The organism is Pseudomonas sp. B21-032 (assembly GCF_024748965.1).
GTDB lineage: Bacteria > Pseudomonadota > Gammaproteobacteria > Pseudomonadales > Pseudomonadaceae > Aquipseudomonas.
This window is the reverse complement of record NZ_CP087180.1, coordinates 1,430,769-1,455,449: the sequence shown is the minus strand read 5'-3', so window position 1 is coordinate 1,455,449 and position 24,681 is coordinate 1,430,769. Positions and strand designations below refer to the sequence as shown.

Here is a 24,681-nt window from a genome sequence, read left to right as displayed (position 1 = left end):
AGGCAAGCTCGCTCCTGCCAGCCCCCCTTAAGACCGCGCCCACACCACCGGAAACCAGTCCTCGCGCATGCGATCGCCGCTCTTCAGATCAATCCCCGGAAACGGCGGTGAGGTCCGGCCGGGCCGCTGGATATAGCGCACGTCATCACCCATGAAGCGCGTCGAGAAGGCCCGGCGGCGGTTGCTGCCGTTGTTGCCGGCGGCGCCATGCACGGTACGAAAATCGAACACCACCGCATCACCTGGCTCAAGCTCCGGCGAAAGAATCTGATACTCGCCGTTCTCCACGTCCGGCATGTCCATGAACAGGCTTTCACCGGAGCCGGCATCGGTGGCGCCATAGAAATCCTTGTTGCTGGCCCAGCTCTTGGGCCGAACCGGCTTGGGCCAGCGATGGGAGCCGAGGACCACGCTCAAGGTGTTGTGGCGGGTGACCGGGTCCAGCGGTATCCAGTAGCTGGCGGTTTGCAGGCCGTCGACGCAGTAGTACGGCAGGTCCTGGTGCCAGGGCGTGGGCTTGGAGGTGCCCGGCTCCTTGACCAGGATGTGTTCATGGAACACCTGCACTTGCCGCGACTGCATCAGCGCCCCGGCAAGCGCCGCAGCGGGCGAGTTGAGCACGAAGTCCTTGAATGCCGGGATGCGTTGCCAGTTGCAGTAATCCTCGAAGAAGCGCCCGCCTTCGCCACTGCCGACGTTCTCGATGGCAAAGGCGCTGGGCGCGGCCAGGTTCTGTTCAAAACCTTCGCGCAGCGGTTCGATCCAGTCGCGGAACACGCCACGCAAGACCACTGCACCGTCACGCTGGAACTGTTCGATATCGGCATTCATCGCAGACCACCTCTCTTGTTGTAATGACAAAAGTATTGGGCGCCCGCGCGCAGCCGGTAAACCACAGATTACCTATGCGCCACTATAGGCAATCTGTATGGCGCGGCGGTTGTCAGCCCGCCGCCTTTGGCCGGTTAATGGCCCTGCCTGTGTCCTACGGCGCCTTGCTATCCAAGAATAAGAACAACGAGGAGTTACCTGGGATGAACGAAAACAGCACCGCCTTGCGGCGCGGTCTGAGTACCCGCCACATTCGCTTCATGGCGCTCGGTTCTGCCATCGGCACCGGGCTTTTCTATGGCTCTGCAGCGGCCATCAAACTGGCCGGCCCTTCGGTGTTGCTCGCCTACCTGATCGGTGGCGCGGCGATCTACATGATGATGCGCGCCCTCGGCGAGATGGCCGTGCGCAACCCGGTGTCCGGCTCCTTCGGGCAATACGCCAGCCAGTACCTGGGGCGCTTTGCCGGTTTTCTCACCGGCTGGAGCTACGCCTTCTCGATGCTGGTGGTGTGCCTGGCGGATGTCACCGCCTTCGGCGTTTACATGAGCTTCTGGTTCCCCGACACGCCGCGCTGGATCTGGGTGCTGGGCATCGTCTTCTTCATCGGCGCGCTGAACCTGTGCAGCGTACGGGTGTTTGGCGAACTGGAGTTCTGGCTGTCGCTGCTGAAAGTCACCGCCATCGTCTCGATGATCCTTGCCGGCGCCGCCGTGCTGATGTTCGGCATCCAGCTGGGCGGCGCCGGCGAGCCCCTGGCGGCGGTGAGCAACCTGTGGAGCCATGGCGGCTTCTTCCCCAACGGCGTAGGCGGCATGATCGCCTCGTTCACCGTGGTGATGTTCGCCTTCGGCGGCGTCGAGATGATCGGCATCACCGCCGGCGAAGCCAAGGACCCGCAGCGGGTGATCCCCCGGGCGATCAACTCGGTACCGCTGCGCATCCTGCTGTTCTACGTGTTCACCCTGTTGGTGCTGATGTCGATCTACCCCTGGTCGAAAATCGGCAGCGAAGGCAGCCCCTTCGTGCAGATTTTCAGCGGCCTGGGCATTGGCTCGGCGGCGACGCTGCTGAACATCGTGGTGATTTCGGCGGCGGTGTCGGCGATCAACAGCGACATCTTCAGCGCCGGGCGGATGATGTACGGCATGGCCCACAACGGCCAGGCACCGGCCAGCTTCGCCCAGCTGTCGCGCTTCGGTGTGCCGTGGATGACCGTGGTGGTGATGGCCGTGGCCCTGCTGCTGGGGGTGGTGCTCAACTACCTGGCGCCGGACAACCTGTTCCTGATCCTCGCGGCGGTGGTGACCTTTTCGATCGTCTGGGTGTGGCTGATGATCCTGCTGTCGCAGATCGTCATGCGCCGCGGCATGAGCGCCGACGAGGTGGCAAGGCTGCACTTCCCGGTGCCGTTCTGGCCGGTCGGCCCGGCCTGCGCGGTGGTGTTCATGCTGTTCATCTTCGGCGTGCTGGCCTGGTTCCCCGACACGCGCATGGCCCTGTACGTGGGCATCGGCTGGCTGGCCCTGCTGTCACTGGGCTACTGGCTGTTCGTCGCCCGCCAAGCGCAGGTCAGGTTGGCCGGTTCGCCGGGTAACTGATCAGGTCGCCAGCTGCTCGCTGGCCCAGTCGAGGAAGGCCTGCGCCGCCGGTGACGGGCGCATGGCACTGGACTGGGCCAGCACCACCGGCTGCGGGCTGACCGTTTCCAGCAGGGGCCGGCAGGCCAGCGGCTGGCCGTCGTAGCTGCAATCGGCCACCGGCCGGGTGCAAGACAGCGCCACGCCATAGCCATGGGCGACCAGCCCGCGCTGCATCTCGAAAGTCTGGGTCAGTTGCAGGCTGGCCGGTTGCAGGTCATGGGCCCAGAACAGCGAAAGAAAGTATTCGCGGGTCCGGGCGATGTCTTCGAGAATCAAACACTCCGTGGCCAGGTCCACCAGCGATACCCGCTCCTGCAACGCCAGCGGGTGGTCGGCCGGCAGCAGGGCATAAGGCGTCAGCTGCGCCAGCACGCGCTTTTCGATCGGCGCATCGAGCCCCACGTCATAGGTCAGCGCCAGCTCCGCCTTGCCATCGGCAAGGCGCCGGTTGACCTCGGCAAGATCGGCCTCGAACAAGGTGATGGTGACTTCCGGATGGCGTCGGCGAAAGCCGCTCAACAGGCGCGGCGCGTAGTACGGCCCCAGGTCCTGGAAGCAGATCAGGCTCAGGCTCCCGCGCACCACCTGTTGCTGCTCGCCCTTGCCGCTGATGGCCGAGGCCAGGTTGAGCATGTCGCGCGCCTGTTCGAGCAGCTTGCGCCCGGCCGGAGTCAGCTCCAGGCCACGACTGACCTGGCGATGAAAGAGCTTCTCGCCCAGGCTCGCTTCCAGCTGCGACAGCGCCAGTGATACCGACGGCTGGGAAATATGCTTGGTGCGCGCCGCTGCGCTGACACTGCCCTGCTCGGCGGCGGCGACGAAATACTCCAACTGGCGAAAGGTGAAGCCGATCATCGCAATGCCCCTCTGGGATGCTGGAACCAACAGTCGCGCAGTTACCTCGCCAGCGCCGGGCTCAACGCCGCGGGCGTATGCCAGGGGATATCCGCCCAGGCACCGCTGCCGGGGGCCAGCAACTGGCGCAGATGCTGCTCGTGGAACGCTTCGCCCAGCGAGTCGACGCGAAACGCCGCGACCCACTGCTCGCGCCCCAGCTTATAGGCTTTGCCGAAATCCTCCCAACTGTCGAAACAGTCCTGCGCCCGCTGCGCATTGAGCAGCAGCACACGCCAGGCAAGATCAGGCTCGAGCCAGCGCATCAGCAGCGCACAACGGGCCACAAACGCCACCCGCGCACAGGCAAAGGCCATGGCCGCACGCGGCTCATCGCTGGCCGTCAGCGCCTGCAGGTCGAGGCTGTACCATTGCTGTTCGAGGCTCGCGCTAAAGTGCGCGCGCACGGCCTCGTCATCGCAGTTGCTGCGAACCCCGGCCTGGTGCAGCAACGCTGCCCGCACGATCTTCTGCGCTTGCTCGTTGAAGTGATCGCAGGCCGGCGAGTAGAAGCCCTCGACGCCCATCGCATCGGCCATGGGCCTGGCCAGCAACAGTGACCAGTGCTTGCGCTGGCTGAACAACGGCGCGGCGCCGCGCGGTCGCAATGCCCGCCACAACAACCAAGCTGATACAACCGCCGCGATCAGTAAAAACATGCGCTTCTCCTTACCTTGCCCGGGCCTGCCAGGCCTGGATTTCCTCACCCTCGGCGGGCGTCATGTCCGGCCATGGCACGCCTTCGGTCTGGTACAGCGGATCATTGAGCTGACGTTCAGCGCGCTTGCCGACGATATGCCGGGTGGCGTACTTGACCGACACCGCTTGCGGGCCAGCCTGCAAGAACTGCTGCGGCTGACGCCCGGCCACCAGCCACTCGACCATGGCCGAAGGCGCATCGAGGCGTTCGTACAGCTGCGGGTAGCGCGCCACCAGGCGGGTCTGAGCGGTCGGGTCGCTGACCTCTTCGATGCGCAGCCACCCAGCTTCAGTGCGTACGATGCCGATGGCGATGCAGTCGGCGGGCGTCTGCTGGTCGGTGCCCAGGGCATTCAGGCACTGCAGCAAGTCCTGGTAATAACGCTCGACCGGCGGCCGGTTCTGCTTGCCCTTGACCTGCTCGACGGTCAAGGTGCCGTCGGCCTGAACGATCAGGCTGATGGTGATGTGTGGCTGGCCCTGGGCGTCGCGAAAACTCAACACGCGCATGCGCCGCTGCTCCACCGCTTCGGCATAGCGCTCGCCGTAGCCGCCGGTGAGGGCGCGGCGATCGGCGAACTGACCCAGGCAGTGGCGCATCACATAGCTTTCAAAGGCCATTTCGGCGCGCAGCAAAGGGCTCTCGGGGCGCAGCTCCTGCAGTACGTGCTCAGCAGTGGTCACCCGCGTGAGCAAGGCCTCGGGCTGGCTCTGGCGCCAGCCCTGCTCGACCCGCGCGGCCATCTGCGCGTGCTCCTTGTGCCACAGCGCCAGCGCCTGCGGGCAGTTGATGCGGTCGAGCTTGCCAGCCAACGCGGTGCCCTGACGCGAGGTCAGGAACTCCACCAGCAAGGCCTCCTCGGCCAGCAGTGGCGCCTGCTGCGGATCGATCCAGACCAGCGGCGCCTGCTGCGACTGTTTGCCGGCGTCGCCCAAGTGCCTGGCCACCCACGGCGGCGGTTCGGCCCCCAGCGCCTCGACCGCCTGCTCCAGGGTCAGGATCGGCCGCGCCGGCTCGAAGTTGCCGACCAGGTGCCGGTAGAAATGGTTGAGCAACCATTTGCCCACCTCTGGCGCATCACCACGGGCCTTGCTGCGCTCGGCAATGGCGCGCTTGAGTTGATCGGCATTGAGTGCGTTGCGCGGGGCGTAACCGGACTGTCGCAGCTCCGGTGTCACTTCCATATCTGCCACCAGGCCTTGCCAGCCGGTTTTTCAACGGCCTGCAGCTCGGCGATGCTCTGGCTGAAGATTTCATTGTTGCTCTGGTCGATAGCGTTGTCCGGATCACTGCGCAGGATCGAGCGCTGGTAGTAGGCGATGGCCTCTTCCTTGCGCCCCAGGCCCTTGAGCACATCGCCGGAGCAACCCAGCAGGCTGGCGATGTCACCTTCGTTGACATAGGGCGCGTAGCGCAGCCACAGGCTGGTGGCGGCCTCCGGCAGGTTGTACGACAGGTACGTGGCCACTTTTATCCGCGCGAACAGTTGCGAGATTTCCAGGTCTTTGTCGGCGACTCCTTGCTCTTCCTGCCATTTGAGCACGCGCTCAAGCCAGATCAGGATTTCGCGTTCGCGGTCCAGGCGGTACAGGGCCCGGCTGACTTCGAACAGGTATTCTTCGGGGTCGTGGCGGCTGTAGCCATAGTCGGCGGCGAAGTGCCAGAGCTGTTCGGCGGCTTCGGCGATGCCCGCGTCATCCCCCAGCTCAATGCGGTTTTGCAGGGTGCCATGATAGTGTTCTGCGAACGGACTGGCGGCAATGCCACGGGCATGCAGCTCCAGGGCCTGCTCATACATGCGCTGGTCGTTGTAGCAGCGGTAGTTGATCGCCAGGTTGTTGCAGAGCATCGAGTACATGTGCACACAGGCATCGTAACGATGCCCGCGACCGGTGGCGAAGCATTGCTCCATGCGCGCCTGGCCGCGTTCGTAGGCCAGCTTTTGTACTTCGCGCAACAACGACCAGGCCTGATCTGCTTCCTCGCTCGAGAGCTTCTCGACTTCCACCTCGACCAGGTCGTCGATGTTGCAAGCGAAACTGTAATAGTTCATGCCACCGGCCATTGTCGGCAGCGGTTGGCGCAAGGCATCGACAATGCCGAACACGCTGGCATGGGCGCTGAACAGGCTGTAGGCGCTACGGTGGTCTTGCATATTGCCGGCCGAAACGGCCTCGCGCAGCATCGTAAGTTCAGTGTTGGCGTCAATGCGCCCGGCCTGGCGCTCACGCACTGCCAGCAGGCGGTTGATCCAGGGGTGGTTCGGCGCGCGGCGGCGGGCTTCTTCCAGGGCCTGGGCGAAAACGTTATCGAGCTGCTCAAGGTCATCGCGGGCAGCATGCAGCGCATCGAGCAGCGGGCCCATGGACGGCGTCGACTCGTCGCGCCATGGCAGCCCGGAAACAAACCGCTCCAAGACCTTTTGATCATCACAGGCGCGCATCACGCACAGCGGCCACCATGGCGACTGGTCCTCGGCATCGAGCAGGCGATCGTGTACCCAGTAGGCGGTGCCCGGCCACATCTGGCTGCGAACGCCATAGATTTCCATGAATGCACGCTGCCCGGCGTCGTCGATCTGACCGTTTTCAAGCAACCAGGGCAAGTGGAATTCGACAAAGTTGTCACCGCCGCTGGAGTCCAGTTCCAGGGTCGCCACTTCACAGATTTTCAAGGCGCCGGGCAGGTCGCCCTGGGCCTTCAATGAGCGCGCCGCCAGGCGCGCCAGGCGCACTTCCCACTCGCGGCGCTGGGGCAGCGACAGCTCAGCGATCAACTGCACCACAGGTTGCTCGAACATCGCCAGGCGCAGCGGCACGATCTCGATCAGTGCATCGCCCAGCCACAGCCAGTCGTTGCCGTCGACGTCCTGGTCAGCAGCGGCGGTGCGCAACGCGGTAATTGCCGCCAGCGCCGCTTCGCGAGCCTCTTCGTCACGTTCGTGGGCAGCCAGCACCCGCGCCCGGCGCCGATGCTGGTCGGCATCGTCCCAGGCCCGCAAGGCATGGCGGCCGGGGTTGATCAACGCCAGGGTGTGACGCACCTCGATGGCCTTGAGGGCGACGTCGAGGGTGGTGTGCTGCAGATCGTCAAAAATGCGGTAGCGCCGGTACTGTTCGATATCGAACGCCAGCGACTCGTTGCTCAGTTGCTGCAGGGCGTCGAGGGCCTGCAGCAGGCCTTGCTCGTCTTTGAGGTAGTTGCACAGGCGCAGCTGGTAGATCAGCAGGTTGACCTTGAGTTCGTTGCGCGCCTCTTCTGGCGTCGCCTCGATCAGCGCCTGGCCGTCGTCGGCCAGCACCGCCCTGGAGGCGTCGGCGTCTCCGGCGTTGACCCACAGCACGTGCAGACGGTCGATCGATTCCAGCGAGGCTGCCTTGAGCGGCTGGGCGCGCAGCAGGCCCAGCACGTGGTCGTCACCGTGTTCCTGATGCTCGACCTCTAGACGGTCGATGAATTGATCCAGCTGGATTCCGGACAGCACGGTGCTGTTCTGCGTCATTGTGAACTCCATTTGCGAATGACTGTGCATCGCCCGATGCGCCCTGCGCCGGCGCCCTTGAACGGGCCAACGGGTACTCGTGTACGTCGGCCCTGGACAGGCAACGATGACGAAAGGGATCGGGCAATACAGCGAGGTGCTGCACGCTACCAGTTGGCGTTTGAAAATCCAAGCGGGTGCAGGGGGTGGGCGCGCTGATTAATGCGCAAACAGCGGATCGACACTGTGCAGGCAGCGCTTGATCGAGTCGAGGTCCGGTGCCGGCGACAGGCACAGTTGAATCCTGGCATTGACCGGCACCGAGACCCGCGAGCAATCGGCGCGTTGCCCTTCATAGATCAGCGCATGGCGGATGCGCGGGTTGTCATGGCAGAACTTCAACAGGTTGAACTGCCGGGAAGGCACCAGCACCGTGTTGACGATCAACAGGTCGAAGGGTGTGCCCTGCGCCCGGGTCGCGGCTTGCAACGCTTGAAAGCTACTCAAGTGGGCAACGCGGCTGTACCCCAGGCGGTTGAGCATGTTTTCTATCTTGCTTCGCTGATCCTGCTGCCGATCAGCGATCACTATGCGCAATGCTATGTTTGACATTCGGTAAACCTGACAGATGGGCTCCGCGAGTCTTTATAAACGCTGCGACTCGCTGAAGTACTGGCAAGGTTACCGTTGGTCGTGTGCAGAGACTCTAAGACAATTCTCAAACGCCCTTACGCCCAAGCCTTAAGGCGTGGTCAGGGTAATCAGGTAGGCGCCGGAACTCAGGGCCTTGCCGGAAGCATCCAGCAGCGCGTACTGCTGGTTGTAGTAACGCCCGGCCGTGCCGCTGTCGGCCACCAGCCTGACGTTGACCGGCGCATGGTCGGGCGTCGTGACCGAAGCCTGAGGGACGACCTGCTGCAGCTCGATGCGGGTACCCCGGGCCTGGGCCGGGCAATCGCTGAGGTTCAAGGCACCGGCCCGGGCCGAAGGCGTGCACGGCGACTCGACGATGCTGCCGGTGAAATTGATCACGCCCTGGGCAACCGGCGTGGCGGCCATGCAGGCCCCGTTCAGACCCAACAGCAACCCTGCAGCGATAGCAACATATTTACTCTTCATGCCGACACTCCTGCGAAAACGGTTGATACCTTGAGTGTCGGCCAGACGGCGCAATGTTTAAGGATTGTCTGATAGGCATTGTTGCGCTTTGCCAAGCAGGTCGCAGAACCGGACAAATAAGCGCCCGCTGGCTGGTCAACGCCTGCGCCAGGGCCTATGTTTAAGGATTGTCTGATGTCTGCAGCATTCGCGACTCACTAGAGTCGGCGAATGAGATTAAAAAGCTACCTGCTGCAAATCAGCCCGCTTCTTTCCAGCCCCGAAGCCGCCCGCCGCTTGCTGCGGTTGTTCGCCGTGGTTTTGCTGATCGGCATCTTCAGCGGCGTGTACAACTTCCTGTTGTTCACCTTCAACAACGACATCTCCCAGCGTCGCGGCTACATGAGCAGCGCGATCGCCGAGGCGCACACCTTCTTCACCAACCGCGAGGCCTTGCTCGAGAGCCTGAGCCTGTCGGCGGTGCGCAAGTCAAAACAGGCAAGGTCCCTGGTCTACCTGCCATCGAGCGAAGAAGTGCACCTGCAACTGGGCAGCACCAGCGACAACCGCTGGAGCATCTGGCTGACCCAGCGCATGCGCGATTACATGAAGGACAAGCAGGTCAGCCTGCTGTATGTCGACACCGGGCCGAACGCGCAGGTCAGGCGCCTGTACAACTCCGCCCCCGGGGTGCCGGGGTTTTCGCCGCGCATGCTTGAGCAGCTACAGGCGCTCAAGGACAACAGCCCCTACCCCGCCGCCGAACTGTGGCTGACCGACCAGACCGAGCAGCGCTCGTACCTGTACATCTTCATTCGCCTGGATGAGCGCGACGCCGAGTCGGGCTGGCTGGGCCTGGAAATGGACAGCCGCGAGGTGTCGGCGGCGCTCAACGACCAGAGCGCCGGCGAGTTCATGATGCTCAACTCCGAAGGCATGCTGGTGTTCACCAACAGCCACGACGCGCACCTTGGGCGGATGCTGCTCAACTCCCAGGGGGAAAACTTCTTCGGTTTTGTCGGCGACGGCTGGATCCCCGACCACCTGGTGATCCGCAAGCACCTGAAGTCCTCGGACTGGCAACTGGTGTACTCGATCGACCTGCTGGCGGTGCTGGCCGGGTTGTGGAAGCAGTTGGTCGGCTCGCTGCTGTTCTGCCTGTTCACCGTGACCCTGATCCTGCTGCTGATGCGCCGCATCGAGCATCGCTTCATAGCACCGGCGATCAACCGCATCCAGGCCCTGATCGAAAGCGAGGCGTTCAGCCGCGATGTGATCCAGACCGCACCGGTGGCCTTGTGCGTACTGCGCCGCACCGACGGCAAGGTGGTGCTGGAAAACACCCTGGCGCAACAATGGCTGGGCGACGGCCTGGAGCGCGATGTGCTGTGCGCCGGCTGGATCAACCAGGCCTTCGCCAGCCAGCAAACCGAGCGCAGCGACTACTTCGCCACCGCCGATGGCCGCCACCTGTACCTGAGCAGCGCGCCGACCCGCTACAACGGCGAAGACGTGCTGTTCTGCGCCTTCAGCGACATCAGTGCGCGCAAGCAGGTTGAAGCGGCGCTGGAAGAAGCGCGGCAATCGGCCGATGCCGCCAACGAGGCCAAGACGCTGTTTCTGGCGACCATGAGCCACGAGATCCGCACCCCGCTGTACGGTGTGCTGGGTACCCTGGAACTGCTGGCGCGCACCCAGCTCGATGCCCAGCAGCGCGATTACCTGCACGCGATCGAAGGCTCGTCAGCGACCCTGTTGCAGTTGATCTGCGACGTGCTGGATGTGTCGAAGATCGAAGCCGGGCAACTGGCCCTGGAGCTGAGCGAGTTCTCGCCCGCGGAGCTGGTCCACGAGGTCATCCAGGGCTACAGCGCCGCGGCCCAGGGCAAGAACCTGCAGTTGTACGCCTGCTTCGATCCGCAACTGCCGGAGCGGCTGATTGGCGACGTGACGCGGATCCGCCAGATCCTCAACAACCTGCTGAGCAATGCGGTCAAGTTCACCGACAGCGGCCGGGTGGTGTTGCGGGTCAAGCTGATCAACCGCGATGGCGAGCGTTCAAGCCTGATGTGGCAGGTGTCGGACACCGGCAAGGGCATCGCCGAGGAAGACCACCCGTACATTTTCGAGCCGTTCTACCAGACTGAAGGCAACACCAACGTGGTGGCCGGCACCGGCCTGGGCCTGCCGATCTGCCAGCGCCTGACCCAGTTGATGAACGGCCAGTTGCGCATGGTCAGCGAACTGGGCCTGGGCAGCAGTTTTACCCTGACCCTGCCACTGGAAGAAGCCTCGGCCAGCAGCGACCTGCCGGCCCAGGGCAACCTGTTGCCCGAGACCATCTACGTAGTCTCGCCGATTCGCGAGCTGGCGCAGTCGATCAGCGGCTGGCTGCGCCGCTGGGGCGCCCGGGCCCAGGTCGGGCGGCCAACGCCGGCGGATGCCGCCAGCGGCCACCTGCTGCTCGAGCTGCACCCCGGCAGCGCCGAGCAAGCGCTGGTGGCCGACTGGAGCGGGCCGCTGATCCTGGCCAGCGCCCATGGCTGCTGCGAGCCGCAACTCGAAGACGGCCGCTGGCAGGTCAACCTCAACCACCTCAGTGCTCTTTACCAGGCCATCCGCCAGGCCCAGGGGCTGTGGATCGCCCGTACCGATGACCCGCAAAAGCGCGAAATGCAGAAACTCGAGCTGCACATCCTGGTGGCCGAAGACAACATCATCAACCAGTTGATCCTGCGTGATCAGCTCGAAGAGCTCGGCTGCACCGTCGAGTTGGCGGGGGACGGTATCGAGGCCCTGCAATTGTGGAAAAGCGGGCACTTCGACGTGGTCTTGACCGATGTGAACATGCCCAAACTCAATGGCTACGAACTGGCCAGAGAACTGCGCCGCCAAGGCTGCTCGATCCCGATCATCGGAGCGACGGCCAATGCCATGCGCGGCGAAGCCGAACTATGCCTTGCAGCCGGAATGAATCATTGCCTGGTCAAGCCTTTCGCGCTGCGGGCCTTGTTCAACTATCTGGCGCCTTATCAAGAGACCTCTAATGAAGCCCTATAACATCTTGATCGTCGAGGACCACCCGTTCCAGCACATGTACTTGCAGCACCTGTTCAGCGAATTGGGCGATTTCCATTTCGAAGCGGCCCAGGACGGCAAGGAAGCGCTGGAACACCTGCAGCGGCGTGACTTCGACCTGGTGCTGACCGACCTGCTGATGCCCGGCATGGACGGCGTGCAGTTCATCCAAGGCCTGGCCAGGCTGCGCAGCAAACCGGACCTGGCAATCATGAGCGCCGCCTCCAAGCGCATGCTCATGGCTGCAAGCCTGGTGGCCAAAAACCTTGGCGTCGAAGTGATCGGCCTGCTTTCCAAGCCGGTCAAGCCCGATGCCCTGCGCAACCTCACCGATCAGCTCAACGGCAAGAACCGCAGCGCGCCGCCGGTGCCGCCGGCGGTGGCGCAGTTCGACTACCAGGCGCTTATCCATGGGCTGAGCAATGGCCAGTTCCAGGCCTGGTTCCAGCCGAAAAAATCCCTCAGCAATGGCCGCATCGTTGCCGCTGAAGCCCTGGTGCGCTGGATGCACCCGGAGCAAGGCGTGCTGCTGCCCGGCGCGTTCCTGCCGGCGTTCAAGACCTTCGAGCTGGAAGAGCGCCTGCTGTGGCTGATGCTCAAGCAGGCGATCCATGCCCAGGCGCGCTGGCGCCAGCAGGGGTATGACATTCCGGTATCGATCAACCTGCCGACCCACCTGCTCAACAGCCATGACCTGGCCGACCGCCTGCTGGAGTTCGTCCTGCACCACCAGGGCATCCCCGGCAAGATCTGCTTCGAGCTGATGGAGTGCTCGGTGCCCCAGGACATCAGTAACTTTTACGCCGGCGCCTGCCGCTTGCGTATCAAAGGCTTCGGCCTGTCCCAGGATGACTTCGGCAAGGGCTACAGCTCGTACATGAACCTGGTCTCGACGCCGTTCACCGAGCTCAAGATCGACCGCGCCCTGGTCCAGGGCTGCCACGAAAACGAAAGCATGACCTCGGCGCTGACCAGCATCGTCGCCCTGGGCCGCAAGCTGGGGTTGACGGTGGTCGCCGAAGGGGTCGAGACGCCCCAGGAGCTTGCCCTGTTGCGCAAGATCGACTGCAACCAGGCCCAGGGTTTTCTGATTTCCCACGCGGTATCGTCCGAGCAGTTTCAGCAATTGCTCACCAATGACGGGCCGGCCACCTTCTATTGAGTGGCCGCAGCGCCCTTGAATTGCCAGCAGAGGTACACTCCATCCAGCCACCACCCTTACTGATACTGCGGAAGCTCCTGATGAAGCACGACAACGCCCTGCTGGAAAAACTCACCCGCAGTTCGTTGCGTCTGAACAAAGGGATGATGGTGTTGCTTGGCCTGGCTTTGCTGTTGGTCGGCACCAGCTACTGGTCGTTTCAGCGCCTGATCGAGGAGCAGCACGACACCGTGCGCTTTCACTTTGCCCGGCTGATGGAAAACATCCGCGAGCAGGAAGTGTTCTTGCGCAGCCTGGCCCAGCGCAGCCATCAGGGCGAGTTGCTCAAGGACGAGAATGCCCAGGTGCGCTTGCTCAAAGCCTTGCCGGAAGAAGGCCCGAATATTTACCAGGGCCAGGAGTTTTCCTACTCCATGCCCTTCAGCGCCAAAATCGACCCAGAGAAAATCGCCGCCAGCGAACACGCCAAGATATTCTCCCTTGGCGTGCACCTTGCGACCTTTTACAGCACGTTCTGGTCGACCTCGCACTACCAGTCGCCGCATGTGTTCCTGTTCAACCAGCACGGCAACTTCGACATCACCGTGCCGGCCGCAGGCCATGCAGGGGCCAAGACCGTACCGCATAACGAAAGCTTCATCGACATGATCCGCAGCGTGATCGATCGCCTGCCGCGCGACCATCAGTTGCTGCGCGAAGGTGAAGTCTGCTGGCAACACTATGGCCCAAGCGCCGCCAGCCCGGGCCCGGCGCGCATGCTAGCGTACATCGGCATCCAGCTGGCCGCGGACGAAATCCACATCAAGGGCGCCGACACCCGGGTGATGATCGCCAGCATCCTCGATTTGTCCCAGGCCAATGACTACGAACGCACCATGGAATGGTCGATCTATGACCACTTCACCCTGGTGGCGCCTTCCGGCCAGGTGCTGATTGGCGCGTTGTGGCCAGAATCGCCGCTGCATGAGGGGATCAACTTCAAGCCCGAAGGCCTGGTGTTCAAGCTGGTCAACCACAATGGCCCGGGGTGGACGGCGGTCTATGCCCTTAACTATCGCAGCTTCTTCCGCTACGCCCTGTGGCCGCTAGCAAGCCTTGGCGCCTTGCTGCTCGGAGTCATTGCCATGGGCTGGGGTGCCAACCGCTGGTACCGCCGCCAGGTGATCCTGCCGGCGCGCCAGGCGCATGCCAGCATCGCCGAAAGCGAAGCCTTCAGCCGCGTGGTAATCGATACCGCGCCCACCGGCCTGTGCGTGGTGCGCCGCGCCGACAACCAGGTGCTGGTGGAAAACCAGCGGGCCCAGCAGTCGCCGGGCAGCGCCAAGCTGATCAGCGCCCTGGAGCGGCGCACCGACCAGGGCGAGACGGGTGAAACCTACCTGGAAATCGACGGCCGGCACCTGCAGGTGGGGTTTGTCTCGACCCGCTACCAGGGCCAGGATGTGCGCCTGTATGCCTTCAACGACGTCACCCGGCATATTGAAGATGCCACGGCCCTGGAAGAAGCACGGCGCGCCGCCGATGCCGCCAACGAAGCCAAGACCCTGTTCCTGGCGACCATGAGCCATGAAATCCGCACCCCGCTGTACGGCGTGCTCGGCACCCTCGAACTGCTCGGCCTGACTCGCCTGGAGCCGCGCCAGCAGGAATACCTGCAGACTATCCAGCGCTCCTCGGCCACCTTGTTCCAGCTGATCAGCGACGTGCTCGACGTGTCGAAGATCGAATCCGGGCAGATGGCGATCGAGTCCATCGAGTTCTGCCCCCTGGACCTGATCGAAGACACCCTGCACACCTATGCCGCCTTCGCCCAGCGCAAGGGCCTGCAGCTCTATGCCTGCACCGACGCCGCGCTGCCCGAGCGCCTGCTCGGCGACCCGATGCGCATTCGGCAGATCCTCAACAACCTGTTGAGCAATGCCATCAAATTCACCGACACCGGGCGCGTGGTCCTGCGCACCCGGGTGCTGGCGCGAGAAGATGACAAGGTCAACCTGGAGTGGCAGGTCACCGACACCGGCATCGGCATCTCCACGGCGCAGCAGGCCAAGCTGTTCGAGCTGTTCTACCAGGTGCAGGACGCCTGCAGCGAAGGTGGCGCAGGCCTGGGCCTGCCGATCTGCTGGTGGCTTAGCGAAATGATGGGTGGGCAACTGAAAGTGGTCAGCGAACCGGGGCTGGGCAGCAGTTTTGCCCTGCGCATGAGCTTGCCGGTGCTGGCAGGCCAAACCCTAAGCAGCGCGCCAGTTGCAGCCGCGTCGATTCCGGTTTACGTGCGCGCCCCGGTACAGGAGCTGGCGCAATCGCTGGTCGACTGGCTTGTCCGCCTCGGCGTACACGCCGCCCTGGCCCCCCAGCCACTGGAAGCCAAGCATGCGCCGGCGGTACTGGTCGATGCCTTGCCGGCGACCAACGCCCCAGCCTGGCCGGGGCCACGGGTGCTGTGCACGGCCGGTGGACGCAACCCGCCGGAATACACCGGGCAGGGCTGGAATGTCGACCTGCACAACCTACGCGCCATCGCCGAGGCGGTGGGCATGGCCCGCCTGGGCACGCCGCAGGCATCGCAGCAGGCCGCGCAACAGCAAGCCGACAACCTGCAACTGCGTATCCTGGTGGCCGAAGACAACCCGATCAACCAGGCGATCATCAAGGAACAGCTCGAGGCCCTGGGCTGCACCGCGGTGGTCGCCAGCAACGGCGAACAGGCCCTGCACCTGTGGCAGCCCGAGGTCTTTGACCTGGTGCTGACGGACGTCAACATGCCGGTCATGAACGGCTATGAGCTGGCCCGCACCCTGCGCGAGCATGACCCGCAGCTGCCGATCATCGGCGTCACTGCCAACGCCATGCGCGAAGAGGGCATGCGCTGCATCGCCGTCGGCATGAACGCCTGGATCGTCAAGCCGCTGAGCCTGCAGACCCTGCGCGGCCACCTGCTCAAGCTCTGCCGCCCGGCTTTGCAGAATGCAGCGACGCGGGTCGAGCCAGACACCCTCACCGCCCCCGCCGCCGCCCCGGCTACCGATAGCCTGCAGCTTTCAGAGCGGATGCGCCCGCTGTTCATCACCACCATGCGCGATGACCTGCAACTGATCCGCTGCGCGCTGGAGCAAAGTGACGCTAGAATCGTCGCCCAAAGGCTGCACAGCATCGCCGGCGCCCTCGGCGCGGTACAGGCCAGCGACCTGGCCGAGCACTGTACGGCGCTTGAGTGCCGCCTGGCAGGCGGGACAATCGATGCTTCCCTGCGCCTTGAAGTGCAGCAGATACTGAGCCGGCTTGCCGCTGTTGTGGATGCGCTCGAGTAACAACAATCAGGCTTACCTGCGGCCGTATGGACACCCCCTAACCTTCTATACCGGTACTACGGACAGCCACTATGGACAAACTCAAAGTCATCATCGCGGACGATCACCCGATCGTGCTGCTCGGTGTGCGCGAACTGGTAGAACGTGACGAACGTTTTTGCGTGGTCGGCGAAGCCGTGTGCTCAAAAGGCCTGATCGAGCTGCTCGAACAGCAACCGGTGGATCTGGTGATCACCGACTACAACATGCCGGCCGATTCACCCTATGGCGACGGCCTGAAACTGGTCGATTACCTGAAGCGGCACTTTCCGCATTTGCAGGTGCTGATCCTGACGATGATCTCCAACCACCTGATTCTCACCCGCCTGCATGAGCTGGGCGTGGTCGGGGTGATCCAGAAGAGCCAGTTGCACACCGAAATCCAGCTGGCGCTCAAGGCCGTGGCCCAGCAAAGCCAGTACCGCAGCCTGGAACCTGCAAAAACCTCGGTCATCGAAACCACCGCGGCGATCGAGGACCGGTTTGCCACACTGTCACCCAAAGAGTTTGAAATACTGCGACTGTTTGTCGCCGGTAAAAGTGTCAGTGATATTGCCCGCAGCCAGAACCGAAGTGCCAAGACCATCAGCGCGCAAAAGATTTCGGCCATGCGCAAACTTGATGTTAATAGCGACCAGGACTTGTTGGCTTATTGCCTGGAGCGCAGTATCTTTAACTAAATTTCCCGGCAACAAGGTCAGGAACCGATAAAGACTTTGTTGCCAGAACGCCCGCCCCACCTGGGCTCAGGCCTTATAAGAATCGTCTGATGTTCGGCAAACACCCCCCGTTCTATTGTGTATTGGCATTTTCATGCAGCACTTTCCAACCAATACAAATGGACATCACCATGAAGAAGTTCTCCCTGGCCCTTATTACTCTGTCCGTACTTGCAGCGTCCGGCGCTGCCCTGGCAGCAGAAACGACGCCTGTTCAAGGTGGCAGCGGCAAGATCACCTTCACCGGCGTGATCAACAACGACGCCTGCTCGGTTGACGGCGCCAACGCTGATCGCGTGATCTCCGTGGACATGGGCACTGTATCGATCAAGGACATGGGCACCGCTGAAAGCCCGTCCTCGGGCCGTGTCACCGGTAAAGACTTCAACCTCAACGTCAACTGCAACCTGGGCACCAAAGTCTCGATGATCTTTGACGCCGCCAGCGGCGGTTCGGGCCTGGTCACCGGCAAGAAAGTCCTGGCCCTGACCAAAGGCACCGGCACTGCAGCCAACGTCGGTATCGCCCTGCTCGACAGCAACGGCGCGCTGATCGACCTGAGCTCGAAAACCACCGCCATGATCCAGAGCGAAATGCACGGTACCGGCGCTGCCGGTGGCGACGCGATCCTCAACTTCTCCGCCGCCTACGTCACCACTGGCGCAGCGGGCACTGCCACCGCCGGTCGCGGTGACGCCACCCTGCCGTTCATCCTGCAATACGAATAAGTCGTAGCGCCTGAACTGCTTTGTGCGAGGCCGCCCGGCCTCGCCATTGGCCCTGAAGTAAAACCCCTGAATCAAACGGTACAGACCATGTTGCGTCGTTCTATTCCCGCATGCCTGGGGCTGCTCGGCATGCTCATGGCCGGCCAGGCCATGGCCAGTATTTCTCTGAGTGCCACGCGGATTGTCTTTGATGGCAACCACAAGGAAGCCAACGTCACCGTGCGCAATGGCAACCAGGACGTGCTGATTCAATCCTGGGTCGACGACAGCGATGCCCAGCGCAGCGTGCCCTTTGCCGTAACCCCGCCACTGGCACGGGTGTTCGCCCGTGAACAGCAGTTGCTGCGAGTGCTGTACGAAGGTGCCGGGATGCCTGCGGACAAAGAGTCGGTGGTCTGGCTCAACGTCCAGGAAATCCCCCAGGCCGCGGCCGCAGCCAACACCCTGCAACTGGCCGTGCGCCAGCGCATCAAGATTTTCTTCCGCCCCGCAGGCTTGCCTGGCAATGCCCTTATGGCGCCGACCGAATTGCAATGGCAACTGCTGCGCCACAGCGGCAAGACCCTGCTGCAGGTCAATAACCCGAGCCTTTATCACGTCTCGATGGCGGATATAAAACTTGAGGCGGGCAAACTTAGCGAACTGGCAGCGGACTCAACCATGGTCGCGCCGGGTGAAGTAAAGACATTTCCGGTTAAAACCCTGGGTAGCGATAACAACGTGCGCCTGAGTTTTTCCAGCATCAATGATTACGGTGCGCAAAACCAATACACCACGACACTGTCCAGCGGCCAGGCAAGTACCGCTGCCCAAGCGCCGGGCAAACAATAACGGTTAATGCCCAGGCGTTAAGCCTGCGCGTAACTGCGCCCCTCGCCGCGCCCAGTCGTTATTCGGGATACAAGGTTCCTTCGCATGTCTTTATCTTCCGGTAACAGGCCAACTCATTGCGCCGGCCAACGTGCGTGCGCTCCGTCTGCAACTGCTCGTCTGTGGAAGTTGAGCGCCCTGTCGCTGGCCGTGCTTGGCGCGATGCCGGTGCTGGCCGCGCAGGACACCAGCGATGCGCAACAACTGGAAGCCTTCAACACCACCTTCCTGCAAGGCGCACCTTCGTCGGTCGACCTGCAACTGCTGCTGTCGGCCAACAGCGTGTTGCCGGGCAACTACCGGGTCGACCTGTACAGCAACGAAGTGCTGGTGGGCCGGCGTGACATCGATTTCAACCGCAACCCGGCCACCGGCCGTGTCGAACCGTGCCTGACCCTGGAACTGCTGCAACAGCTGGGCATCGACCTGAACAAACTGCAGGCCCAGGGCAAGTTCGACCCGAACACCCCACAAAGCTGCTACGACCTGCCAGCGCTGATCGACCAGGCCAGCCTGCGCTATGACGCCGCGCGCCTGCAACTGGCGGCCAGCGTGCCGCAAGTGGCAATGCAGCGCGGTATCCGTGGCTACGTCGACCCGGCGCTGTGGGATGACGGTGTGCCGGCGGCGTTCATCAACTACCAGTACAACAGCAGCCGCAGCGCCGGCGATGCCGACACGCGCATCGCCAATAACCTCGGCCTGCGCAACGGCATCAACCTCGGTGCCTGGCGCTTGCGCAACGAGTCGAACTTCACCAGCAGCACCGGTCGCCCAAGCACCTTCAAGAGCAACCGCAGCTACCTGCAGCATGACGTCACGGCCCTCAAGGGCCAGTTCAGCGCCGGCGATATCTTCAGCGACACCGACCTGTTCGACAGCGTGCGCTATCGCGGTGTGAAGCTTGCCTCCGACGAAGGCATGCGCGCCGACAGCGAACGCGGCTACGCGCCGATCATCCGTGGCGTGGCGCAAACCAACGCCACCGTCGAGATCCGCCAGAACAACTACATCCTGTACACCGCCAGCGTGCCGCCAGGGCCGTTCGAGATCAGCGACATCTACCCGTCCGGCTCCAACGGCGACCTGCAAATCACTATCGTCGAGGCTGACGGCCGCCGTCGGGTGACCACCCAGGCGTTCTCCAGCCTGCCGATCATGGTGCGTGAAGGCCAGGTCAAATACAGCGTCTCGGCCGGCCAGTTCAACAGCAACACCGACGGCATGGCCACCCCGAACATCCTCAGCAGCACCCTGGCCTACGGTATCAGCAGCAGCCTTACCGGGATCATCGGTATCCAGGCCAGCGACAACTACAAGGCGCTGTCGCTGGGTGCCGGCAAGAACACTTCGCTGGGCGCGGTGTCGTTCGACGTCACCCATTCGAGCAGCCGCGCGCTGGGGCAAACCACCCAGGGTAACAGTGTGCGTGCCCTCTATGCCAAGACCTTCACCGGCACCGACACCAACTTCACCCTGGCCGCGTACCGCTACTCCACCGAAGGTTTCCGCACCCTGACCGATCACGTCCAGGACTTGAGCAGCGACCTGGAGCGGCGCCCGGGCAACTCCAAGACCCGCACCGACCTGACCATCAACCAGAGCATGGGCCGCAACCGCGAACTGGGCAGCCTGTACGTCAACGCCAGCGACCAGCGCTACTGGAACCGCGGCGGCTCGCAGAGCTTTTCGGCCGGCTACAGCAACAACTGGGGCGAAGCCAGCTACAACCTCGGCGTCACCCGCACCAAGGATTTGGGCGACGGCTACGGCGGCTCAAGCAGCGATACTCAGTTCAACCTGTCGGTGTCCTTCCCGCTGGGCAGCCGCGCCCGGGCGCCGCGTGCGTTCATCACCACCAGCACGCAAAAAGGCGGCGACAGCACCCAGGTTGGCGTCAACGGCTACCTGTCCGAAACCAGCGACACCTTCTATTCGGTCCAGGGCGGCAACAGCAGCTCCGGCGGCAACTCCGCCTCGGCCAACCTCAACACCCGCACCTCGGTGGCCGACATCACCCTGGGCTACAGCCAGGGCCGCGGCTACGACTCGCAGAACCTCAACGTGTCGGGCTCGGTGGTTGCTCACCAAGGTGGCATCAACCTCGGCCAGACCGTCGGCGAAACCTTCGCCCTGGCCCAGGTGCCGGGCGTCAAGGGCGCCAAGATCAGCAGCTACAGCGGCGTCGAAACCGGGCGCAACGGCTACGCAGTGATTCCCAACGCGCAACCTTACCGGGTCAACTGGATCAGCCTGGACACCCGCGAACTGGGCGGCGACATCGAAATCGACAACGCCACCCAGCAACTGGTACCGCGCCGCGGCGCCGTGGTGGTGGCCCGCTACACCGGCAAGAGCGGGCGGCGGGTGCAGTTCGAACTGTTCGACGAACAGGGTGCGATGATCCCGTTCGGCGCCTCGCTGGAAGACGCCAGCGGCAAGCAACTGGCAATTTCCGACCCCAACGGCAAGGCGCTGGTGTTGCTGGAAGAAGACCAGGGCAGCCTGACCATCAAGTGGGGCGAGCGCCAGTGCACAGCGCCGTATAGCCTGCCGGAGCGGGATAAGACACTGAACTATGAGCGTCAGCGCTTGGTGTGCAAGCCGTAATCACCAGGGCCAAGTGGTTTACTCATGTTCAGCGGCCAACATTGATCTGAACTGAGAAACCGCCTCGGCAGATAAACCCGCAGCTTCAAATACTGCACAGGTGAAGCTGACAGGTGCAGGGCCTGGCGCAGTTATGATCCGGTCTGCAACCATGGTGCCTGAACAGTCTTGATAAAGAGCCTCGCCTTTATAACTTGCGGCATGTTGTTTGAGGAAATCCCCGCTGTTCGAGGTGTGAGGCATCGTATTGAGAAGGTCAGCCCTCGCCAGCGCCAGCGTTCCTCCACATATTCCGGCGATAGTTGCCCCCGCGTCTCGGCTGGCACGAAGAAAGTCCCCAATATCTGGAGCATCTGCGTGTTCCCAGAGCTGTCCCCCGACGATGACGGCAACATCTGGTTTCCAGTCCAGGCATTGTTCCAGACTGCTATCGAGCGTGACCGTCAATCCTCCCTGCGAGAGGAATTGCCCTGGAACAGGGGTGAAAAAACCAAGGTCGATTCCGTAAAACGGTGATGCGGTTCCTGCAATAAAGGCATATTCCCAATCAGCAAAACCAGGTGTCAGAACCAAAGCTATGCGTGCCATTTGTTCGAATCCTCCTTGAATTCCGAGACCATGATGCGGCGAACAACCCCTTGTCTCCGGCGGCTATTACGCGCAGAAACGAAAAAGCCCCCACAAACATAAATGTTTGCGGGGGCTTTTCTTTACTGCATATGGCGGAGAGATAGGGATTTGAACCCTAGGTACTGTTGCCAGTACAACGGATTTCGAATCCGTCCCGTTCGGCCACTCCGGCATCTCTCCAGTGGCGCGCATGATACCAGCAGTTTGCCGAAAGGCAAAGCCTGTTTGCGAAAAAAATTCGCGTGGTATCAGGCGCTTGCGTGAACTTGCCGGTTACAGCGGCACGCCCAGGCGTTTGGCAACTTCTTCGTAGGCTTCGATAACGTCGCCCAGACCCTGGCGGAAGCGGTCCTTGTCCATCTTCTTGCGGGTCTCTTTGTCCCACAGGCGGCAGCCGTCCGGGCTGAATTCGTCACCCAGGACGATCTCGCCGTGGAATACGCCGAACTCAAGCTTGAAGTCGACCAGCAGCAGGCCAGCGTCGTCGAACAGTTTGTTCAGCACGTCGTTGACCTTGAGCGACAGCTCTTTCATCTTCGCCAGTTGCTCGGCGGTGCCCCAACCGAAGGCCACGACGTGGGATTCGTTGATGAACGGGTCGCCCTTGGCGTCGTCCTTGAGGAACAGCTCGAAGGTGTGCGGGGTGAGCTTCATGCCTTCTTCGACGCCCAGGCGCTTGACCAGGCTGCCGGCAGCGTAGTTACGCACGACGCATTCGACCGGGATCATGTCGAGCTTCTTGACCAGGCACTCGTTGTCGCCCAGCAGTTTGTCGAACTGGGTCGGGATGCCGGCTTCTTCAAGCTTTTGCATGATGAAGGCGTTGAACTTGTTGTTCACCATGCCCTTGCGGTCGAGCTGTTCGATGCGCTTGCCGTCGAACGCCGAGGTGTCGTTGCGAAACAGCAGGATCAAGCGGTCAGCGTCGTCGGTCTTGTAAACCGACTTGGCTTTGCCGCGGTAGAGTTCTTCACGTTTTTCCATGATGGGCTCCGCTTGCTAAATGATGGGCTAGGCGATTTCACGCCAGTCGAGCCCGGAATCCTGATTGGCCACTTGCAGCCAGTCCGGGTCGCAGCCGAGGGTATCGACGAAGCATTGCCGGGCCAGCTGTGGCTGGTTGTTCTTGCTGCTGAGATGGGCCAGCACCAGGTGTTGCAGGTTCTGCCAGTCCAGCTCCGACACCAGGCGCGCGGCCTGATGGTTGTTCAAATGTCCGTAGTCGCCACCCACCCGCTGCTTCAAAAACATCGGGTACGGCCCGCGTCCGAGCAGGTCGCGACAGTGGTTGGCCTCGATCAGCAGGGCGTCCAGGCCCTGGTAGCTGCTGAGCAGGGCCGCATCATACGAGCCCAGGTCGGTCAGCACGCCAAAGCGCCGGCTGCCATCGCCAAACACGTACTGCAGCGGCTCCAGCGCGTCGTGAGTGACGCCGACGGCGGTAACGCTCAGGTCGCCCAGCTGCAAGGTGTCGTTGGCGGCCAGGAAGCCTGCGGCCTCGACCGGCTTGCGCATGCCGCGCAAGGTGCCGCGGCTGAGGTAGACCGGTACATTGTAGCGCCGCGACAGCAACCCGACCCCATGCACGTGGTCGGCATGTTCGTGGGTGACCAGCACCGCGCTCAATTGCGCCGCAGAAACGCCGAGCAGCGCCAGGCGCCGCTCGGTTTCACGCAGGGAAAAGCCGCAATCGACCAGCAGCAAGGTATTGCCACTGGCGATCAGCGTGCCATTTCCCTGGCTTCCACTTCCAAGTACGGCGAAGCGCACTTAACCCAGGTTGTCCTGAATCACGCTCAGCACGCGGCGGGCAACGTCTGCCGGGGCCACGGTGTTGATGTTCTTCTCGACGGTGACCTGGACGCTTTCGCCCACCTTGCTCAGGCGAACCTGGTAGCGCTCGGCACGGGCTTCACGCTCTTCCTTGCTCGGCGCACCGCCGAACAGGCGGCTGAAGAAGCCTGGCTGCTCTTTGGTCTCGGCTTTCTCGGCAAGGTTGATGTAGTACAGGCCCAGGCTGCGGTTGATGTCTTCAACGCGCCATTCGCCCTGCTCCAGGGCACGGCCAACGCTGGACCAGGCGCGATCGAGGTCGGCGCCCAGGTTCAGTACCGGGTTGCCGCTGCCGTCTTCGCTGAGGCTGACGCGGCTCGGGGTATCGAAGTCGCGAGCGGCAAGCAACGACACCGAACCGCCCTTCTCGGCGCTGCGGGTCATGCTGGCGAGCATTTCGTCGACCAGGATGGCGTCGACACCGGTGTTGGCAGAGCGCGCCGGGAATTCCTGCTCGGCAGTGCTGCCGGCCGGGCGTTCGACGGTCACGACGTAGACTTCACTGGTGTTGCGCTGCACGCCCGGCTCGATGCGGATGCGCGCACGGACTTCGTTGTCGCTGCTGCTCGAGGCACTGCCCAGGCGCTTGGCCATGGATGCCGAGAGTTCGTCGAAACGCTGCCAGGTGGTGTTGAACTCGCCGGTTTGCGGACGCTCTTCGGCAATCCGGAAGCCGTTGTCTTCAAAGAACTGACGGGCCACCGGCCAGACTTCGGCCGGCGAGCGCTGGGCCAGGACCCAACGCGAGCTGCCGCTCTTCTGCAGGCTGAAATCGCTGATGTCGGCCGCGGCGTTCAACGGCAGCGGACGTGGCACTTCGAATTCGCCCTTGACGTTGTCGTCGGCGACGTTGCGCGGGATCGGCAGCAGCGGGTCGAGCCGCTTGGCGCTGCTGACGTCCGGTGGCAGCTGCATTGGCGGCTTCTGGGTGGCCTCCAGATAATCGCTGCCACGGTCACGGAAGTAACCCTCTTCGCCCCAGAGCCAGCCGCAACCGCTGGTACTGGAGATGATCAAGGCAAGGGCGGAAAGACCAGCCAATCGCTTCATGCGG

19 protein-coding genes and 1 tRNA gene are annotated in these 24,681 nt (G+C 62.9%); 8 read left to right on the top strand and 12 right to left on the bottom strand.

Translation table 11 applies throughout. The features are described 5' to 3' along the window. Window positions 1–27: 27 nt before the first annotated feature. Window positions 28–831, bottom strand: coding sequence for a phytanoyl-CoA dioxygenase family protein (locus LOY54_RS06660; RefSeq protein ID WP_093386256.1), 804 nt, complete (start codon window positions 829–831; stop codon window positions 28–30). 203 nt (window positions 832–1,034) lie between these two features. On the opposite strand from LOY54_RS06660, the gene LOY54_RS06655 reads away from it, so the two are divergent. Continuing rightward, the gene (locus LOY54_RS06655; protein WP_258609957.1) at window positions 1,035–2,432 is read left to right on the top strand and encodes an amino acid permease; all 1,398 of its coding nucleotides are present in this window, start codon (window positions 1,035–1,037) and stop codon (window positions 2,430–2,432) included. Here the strand turns inward: LOY54_RS06655 and LOY54_RS06650 are convergent, their stop codons facing one another. The 6 genes from LOY54_RS06650 to LOY54_RS06625 all read right to left on the bottom strand — a co-directional run bounded on the left by LOY54_RS06650 (window position 2,433) and on the right by LOY54_RS06625 (window position 8,668). Further along, on the bottom strand, window positions 2,433–3,329 hold the full coding sequence (locus LOY54_RS06650; RefSeq protein WP_093386266.1) for a LysR substrate-binding domain-containing protein: 897 nt from the start codon (window positions 3,327–3,329) through the stop codon (window positions 2,433–2,435). Window positions 3,330–3,370: 41 nt separating this feature from the next. Further along, window positions 3,371–4,027: a DUF1266 domain-containing protein gene (locus tag LOY54_RS06645; RefSeq protein ID WP_258609955.1), complete on the bottom strand. Its 657-nt coding sequence runs from the start codon at window positions 4,025–4,027 to the stop codon at window positions 3,371–3,373. A 10-nt stretch (window positions 4,028–4,037) separates the two neighbouring features. Next, window positions 4,038–5,252, bottom strand: coding sequence for a hypothetical protein (locus LOY54_RS06640; protein WP_258609953.1), 1,215 nt, complete (start codon window positions 5,250–5,252; stop codon window positions 4,038–4,040). Then, the gene (locus tag LOY54_RS06635; RefSeq protein ID WP_258609951.1) at window positions 5,243–7,570 is read right to left on the bottom strand and encodes a hypothetical protein; all 2,328 of its coding nucleotides are present in this window, start codon (window positions 7,568–7,570) and stop codon (window positions 5,243–5,245) included. Before LOY54_RS06635 ends, LOY54_RS06640 begins: the two co-directional genes overlap by 10 nt. A gap of 198 nt (window positions 7,571–7,768) precedes the next feature. Then, complete coding sequence (locus LOY54_RS06630; protein ID WP_230090928.1) at window positions 7,769–8,092, bottom strand: chemotaxis protein CheY; 324 nt, start codon at window positions 8,090–8,092, stop codon at window positions 7,769–7,771. A 198-nt stretch (window positions 8,093–8,290) separates the two neighbouring features. Then, window positions 8,291–8,668 carry a hypothetical protein gene (locus tag LOY54_RS06625; RefSeq protein ID WP_093386285.1) on the bottom strand — a complete coding sequence of 126 codons (378 nt, stop codon included), beginning with the start codon at window positions 8,666–8,668 and terminating at the stop codon, window positions 8,291–8,293. A 210-nt stretch (window positions 8,669–8,878) separates the two neighbouring features. Here LOY54_RS06625 and LOY54_RS06620 point away from each other — a divergent pair, with 210 nt between their 5' ends. The 7 genes from LOY54_RS06620 to LOY54_RS06590 all read left to right on the top strand — a co-directional run bounded on the left by LOY54_RS06620 (window position 8,879) and on the right by LOY54_RS06590 (window position 21,164). After that, window positions 8,879–11,707 (top strand): ATP-binding protein, encoded by a 2,829-nt coding sequence (locus LOY54_RS06620; RefSeq protein WP_258609949.1) that lies wholly within the window; start codon window positions 8,879–8,881, stop codon window positions 11,705–11,707. After that, window positions 11,694–12,887: an EAL domain-containing protein gene (locus tag LOY54_RS06615; protein WP_045193498.1), complete on the top strand. Its 1,194-nt coding sequence runs from the start codon at window positions 11,694–11,696 to the stop codon at window positions 12,885–12,887. The genes LOY54_RS06620 and LOY54_RS06615 overlap by 14 nt, the downstream gene beginning before the upstream one ends. Before the next feature lie 80 nt (window positions 12,888–12,967). Further along, window positions 12,968–16,198, top strand: coding sequence for a hybrid sensor histidine kinase/response regulator (locus LOY54_RS06610; RefSeq protein WP_258609947.1), 3,231 nt, complete (start codon window positions 12,968–12,970; stop codon window positions 16,196–16,198). A gap of 71 nt (window positions 16,199–16,269) precedes the next feature. Continuing rightward, window positions 16,270–16,917 (top strand): response regulator, encoded by a 648-nt coding sequence (locus LOY54_RS06605; protein WP_123565844.1) that lies wholly within the window; start codon window positions 16,270–16,272, stop codon window positions 16,915–16,917. Between the two features lie 170 nt (window positions 16,918–17,087). After that, window positions 17,088–17,684: a fimbrial protein gene (locus tag LOY54_RS06600; RefSeq protein WP_258609945.1), complete on the top strand. Its 597-nt coding sequence runs from the start codon at window positions 17,088–17,090 to the stop codon at window positions 17,682–17,684. Window positions 17,685–17,771: 87 nt separating this feature from the next. Further along, the gene (locus tag LOY54_RS06595) at window positions 17,772–18,515 is read left to right on the top strand and encodes a molecular chaperone (RefSeq protein ID WP_195885873.1); all 744 of its coding nucleotides are present in this window, start codon (window positions 17,772–17,774) and stop codon (window positions 18,513–18,515) included. An 84-nt stretch (window positions 18,516–18,599) separates the two neighbouring features. Beyond that, window positions 18,600–21,164, top strand: coding sequence for a fimbria/pilus outer membrane usher protein (locus LOY54_RS06590; protein ID WP_408980559.1), 2,565 nt, complete (start codon window positions 18,600–18,602; stop codon window positions 21,162–21,164). An 18-nt stretch (window positions 21,165–21,182) separates the two neighbouring features. On the opposite strand, the gene LOY54_RS06585 is transcribed toward LOY54_RS06590, so the two are convergent. From LOY54_RS06585 to bamC, 5 genes are all read right to left on the bottom strand, one after another. Then, window positions 21,183–21,752, bottom strand: coding sequence for a DJ-1/PfpI family protein (locus tag LOY54_RS06585; protein ID WP_258609943.1), 570 nt, complete (start codon window positions 21,750–21,752; stop codon window positions 21,183–21,185). Window positions 21,753–21,884: 132 nt separating this feature from the next. Next, window positions 21,885–21,974: transfer RNA gene (locus LOY54_RS06580), tRNA-Ser, on the bottom strand. A 93-nt stretch (window positions 21,975–22,067) separates the two neighbouring features. Beyond that, window positions 22,068–22,778: a phosphoribosylaminoimidazolesuccinocarboxamide synthase gene (gene purC / locus LOY54_RS06575; protein ID WP_045193505.1), complete on the bottom strand. Its 711-nt coding sequence runs from the start codon at window positions 22,776–22,778 to the stop codon at window positions 22,068–22,070. 27 nt (window positions 22,779–22,805) lie between these two features. Then, complete coding sequence (locus tag LOY54_RS06570) at window positions 22,806–23,564, bottom strand: MBL fold metallo-hydrolase (RefSeq protein ID WP_093386320.1); 759 nt, start codon at window positions 23,562–23,564, stop codon at window positions 22,806–22,808. After that, on the bottom strand, window positions 23,565–24,677 hold the full coding sequence (gene bamC, locus LOY54_RS06565; protein WP_258609940.1) for an outer membrane protein assembly factor BamC: 1,113 nt from the start codon (window positions 24,675–24,677) through the stop codon (window positions 23,565–23,567). Between the last annotated feature and the right edge of the window lie 4 nt (window positions 24,678–24,681).

Excerpts from the sequence above, each read along its gene's own strand:
- LOY54_RS06605 (WP_123565844.1), top strand. The coding sequence starts at position 16,270 with ATGGACAAACTCAAAGTCATCATCGCGGACGATCACCCGATCGTGCTG.
- LOY54_RS06655 (WP_258609957.1), top strand. The coding sequence starts at position 1,035 with ATGAACGAAAACAGCACCGCCTTGCGGCGCGGTCTGAGTACCCGCCAC.
- LOY54_RS06630 (WP_230090928.1), bottom strand. The coding sequence starts at position 8,092 with ATGCTCAACCGCCTGGGGTACAGCCGCGTTGCCCACTTGAGTAGCTTT.
- LOY54_RS06620 (WP_258609949.1), top strand. The coding sequence starts at position 8,879 with ATGAGATTAAAAAGCTACCTGCTGCAAATCAGCCCGCTTCTTTCCAGC.
- LOY54_RS06610 (WP_258609947.1), top strand. The coding sequence starts at position 12,968 with ATGAAGCACGACAACGCCCTGCTGGAAAAACTCACCCGCAGTTCGTTG.
- bamC (WP_258609940.1), bottom strand. The coding sequence starts at position 24,677 with ATGAAGCGATTGGCTGGTCTTTCCGCCCTTGCCTTGATCATCTCCAGT.
- purC (WP_045193505.1), bottom strand. The coding sequence starts at position 22,778 with ATGGAAAAACGTGAAGAACTCTACCGCGGCAAAGCCAAGTCGGTTTAC.
- LOY54_RS06635 (WP_258609951.1), bottom strand. The coding sequence starts at position 7,570 with ATGACGCAGAACAGCACCGTGCTGTCCGGAATCCAGCTGGATCAATTC.
- LOY54_RS06660 (WP_093386256.1), bottom strand. The coding sequence starts at position 831 with ATGAATGCCGATATCGAACAGTTCCAGCGTGACGGTGCAGTGGTCTTG.
- LOY54_RS06595 (WP_195885873.1), top strand. The coding sequence starts at position 17,772 with ATGTTGCGTCGTTCTATTCCCGCATGCCTGGGGCTGCTCGGCATGCTC.
- LOY54_RS06645 (WP_258609955.1), bottom strand. The coding sequence starts at position 4,027 with ATGTTTTTACTGATCGCGGCGGTTGTATCAGCTTGGTTGTTGTGGCGG.
- LOY54_RS06600 (WP_258609945.1), top strand. The coding sequence starts at position 17,088 with ATGAAGAAGTTCTCCCTGGCCCTTATTACTCTGTCCGTACTTGCAGCG.
- LOY54_RS06615 (WP_045193498.1), top strand. The coding sequence starts at position 11,694 with ATGAAGCCCTATAACATCTTGATCGTCGAGGACCACCCGTTCCAGCAC.
- LOY54_RS06590 (WP_408980559.1), top strand. The coding sequence starts at position 18,600 with ATGTCTTTATCTTCCGGTAACAGGCCAACTCATTGCGCCGGCCAACGT.
- LOY54_RS06585 (WP_258609943.1), bottom strand. The coding sequence starts at position 21,752 with ATGGCACGCATAGCTTTGGTTCTGACACCTGGTTTTGCTGATTGGGAA.
- LOY54_RS06640 (WP_258609953.1), bottom strand. The coding sequence starts at position 5,252 with ATGGAAGTGACACCGGAGCTGCGACAGTCCGGTTACGCCCCGCGCAAC.
- LOY54_RS06625 (WP_093386285.1), bottom strand. The coding sequence starts at position 8,668 with ATGAAGAGTAAATATGTTGCTATCGCTGCAGGGTTGCTGTTGGGTCTG.
- LOY54_RS06650 (WP_093386266.1), bottom strand. The coding sequence starts at position 3,329 with ATGATCGGCTTCACCTTTCGCCAGTTGGAGTATTTCGTCGCCGCCGCC.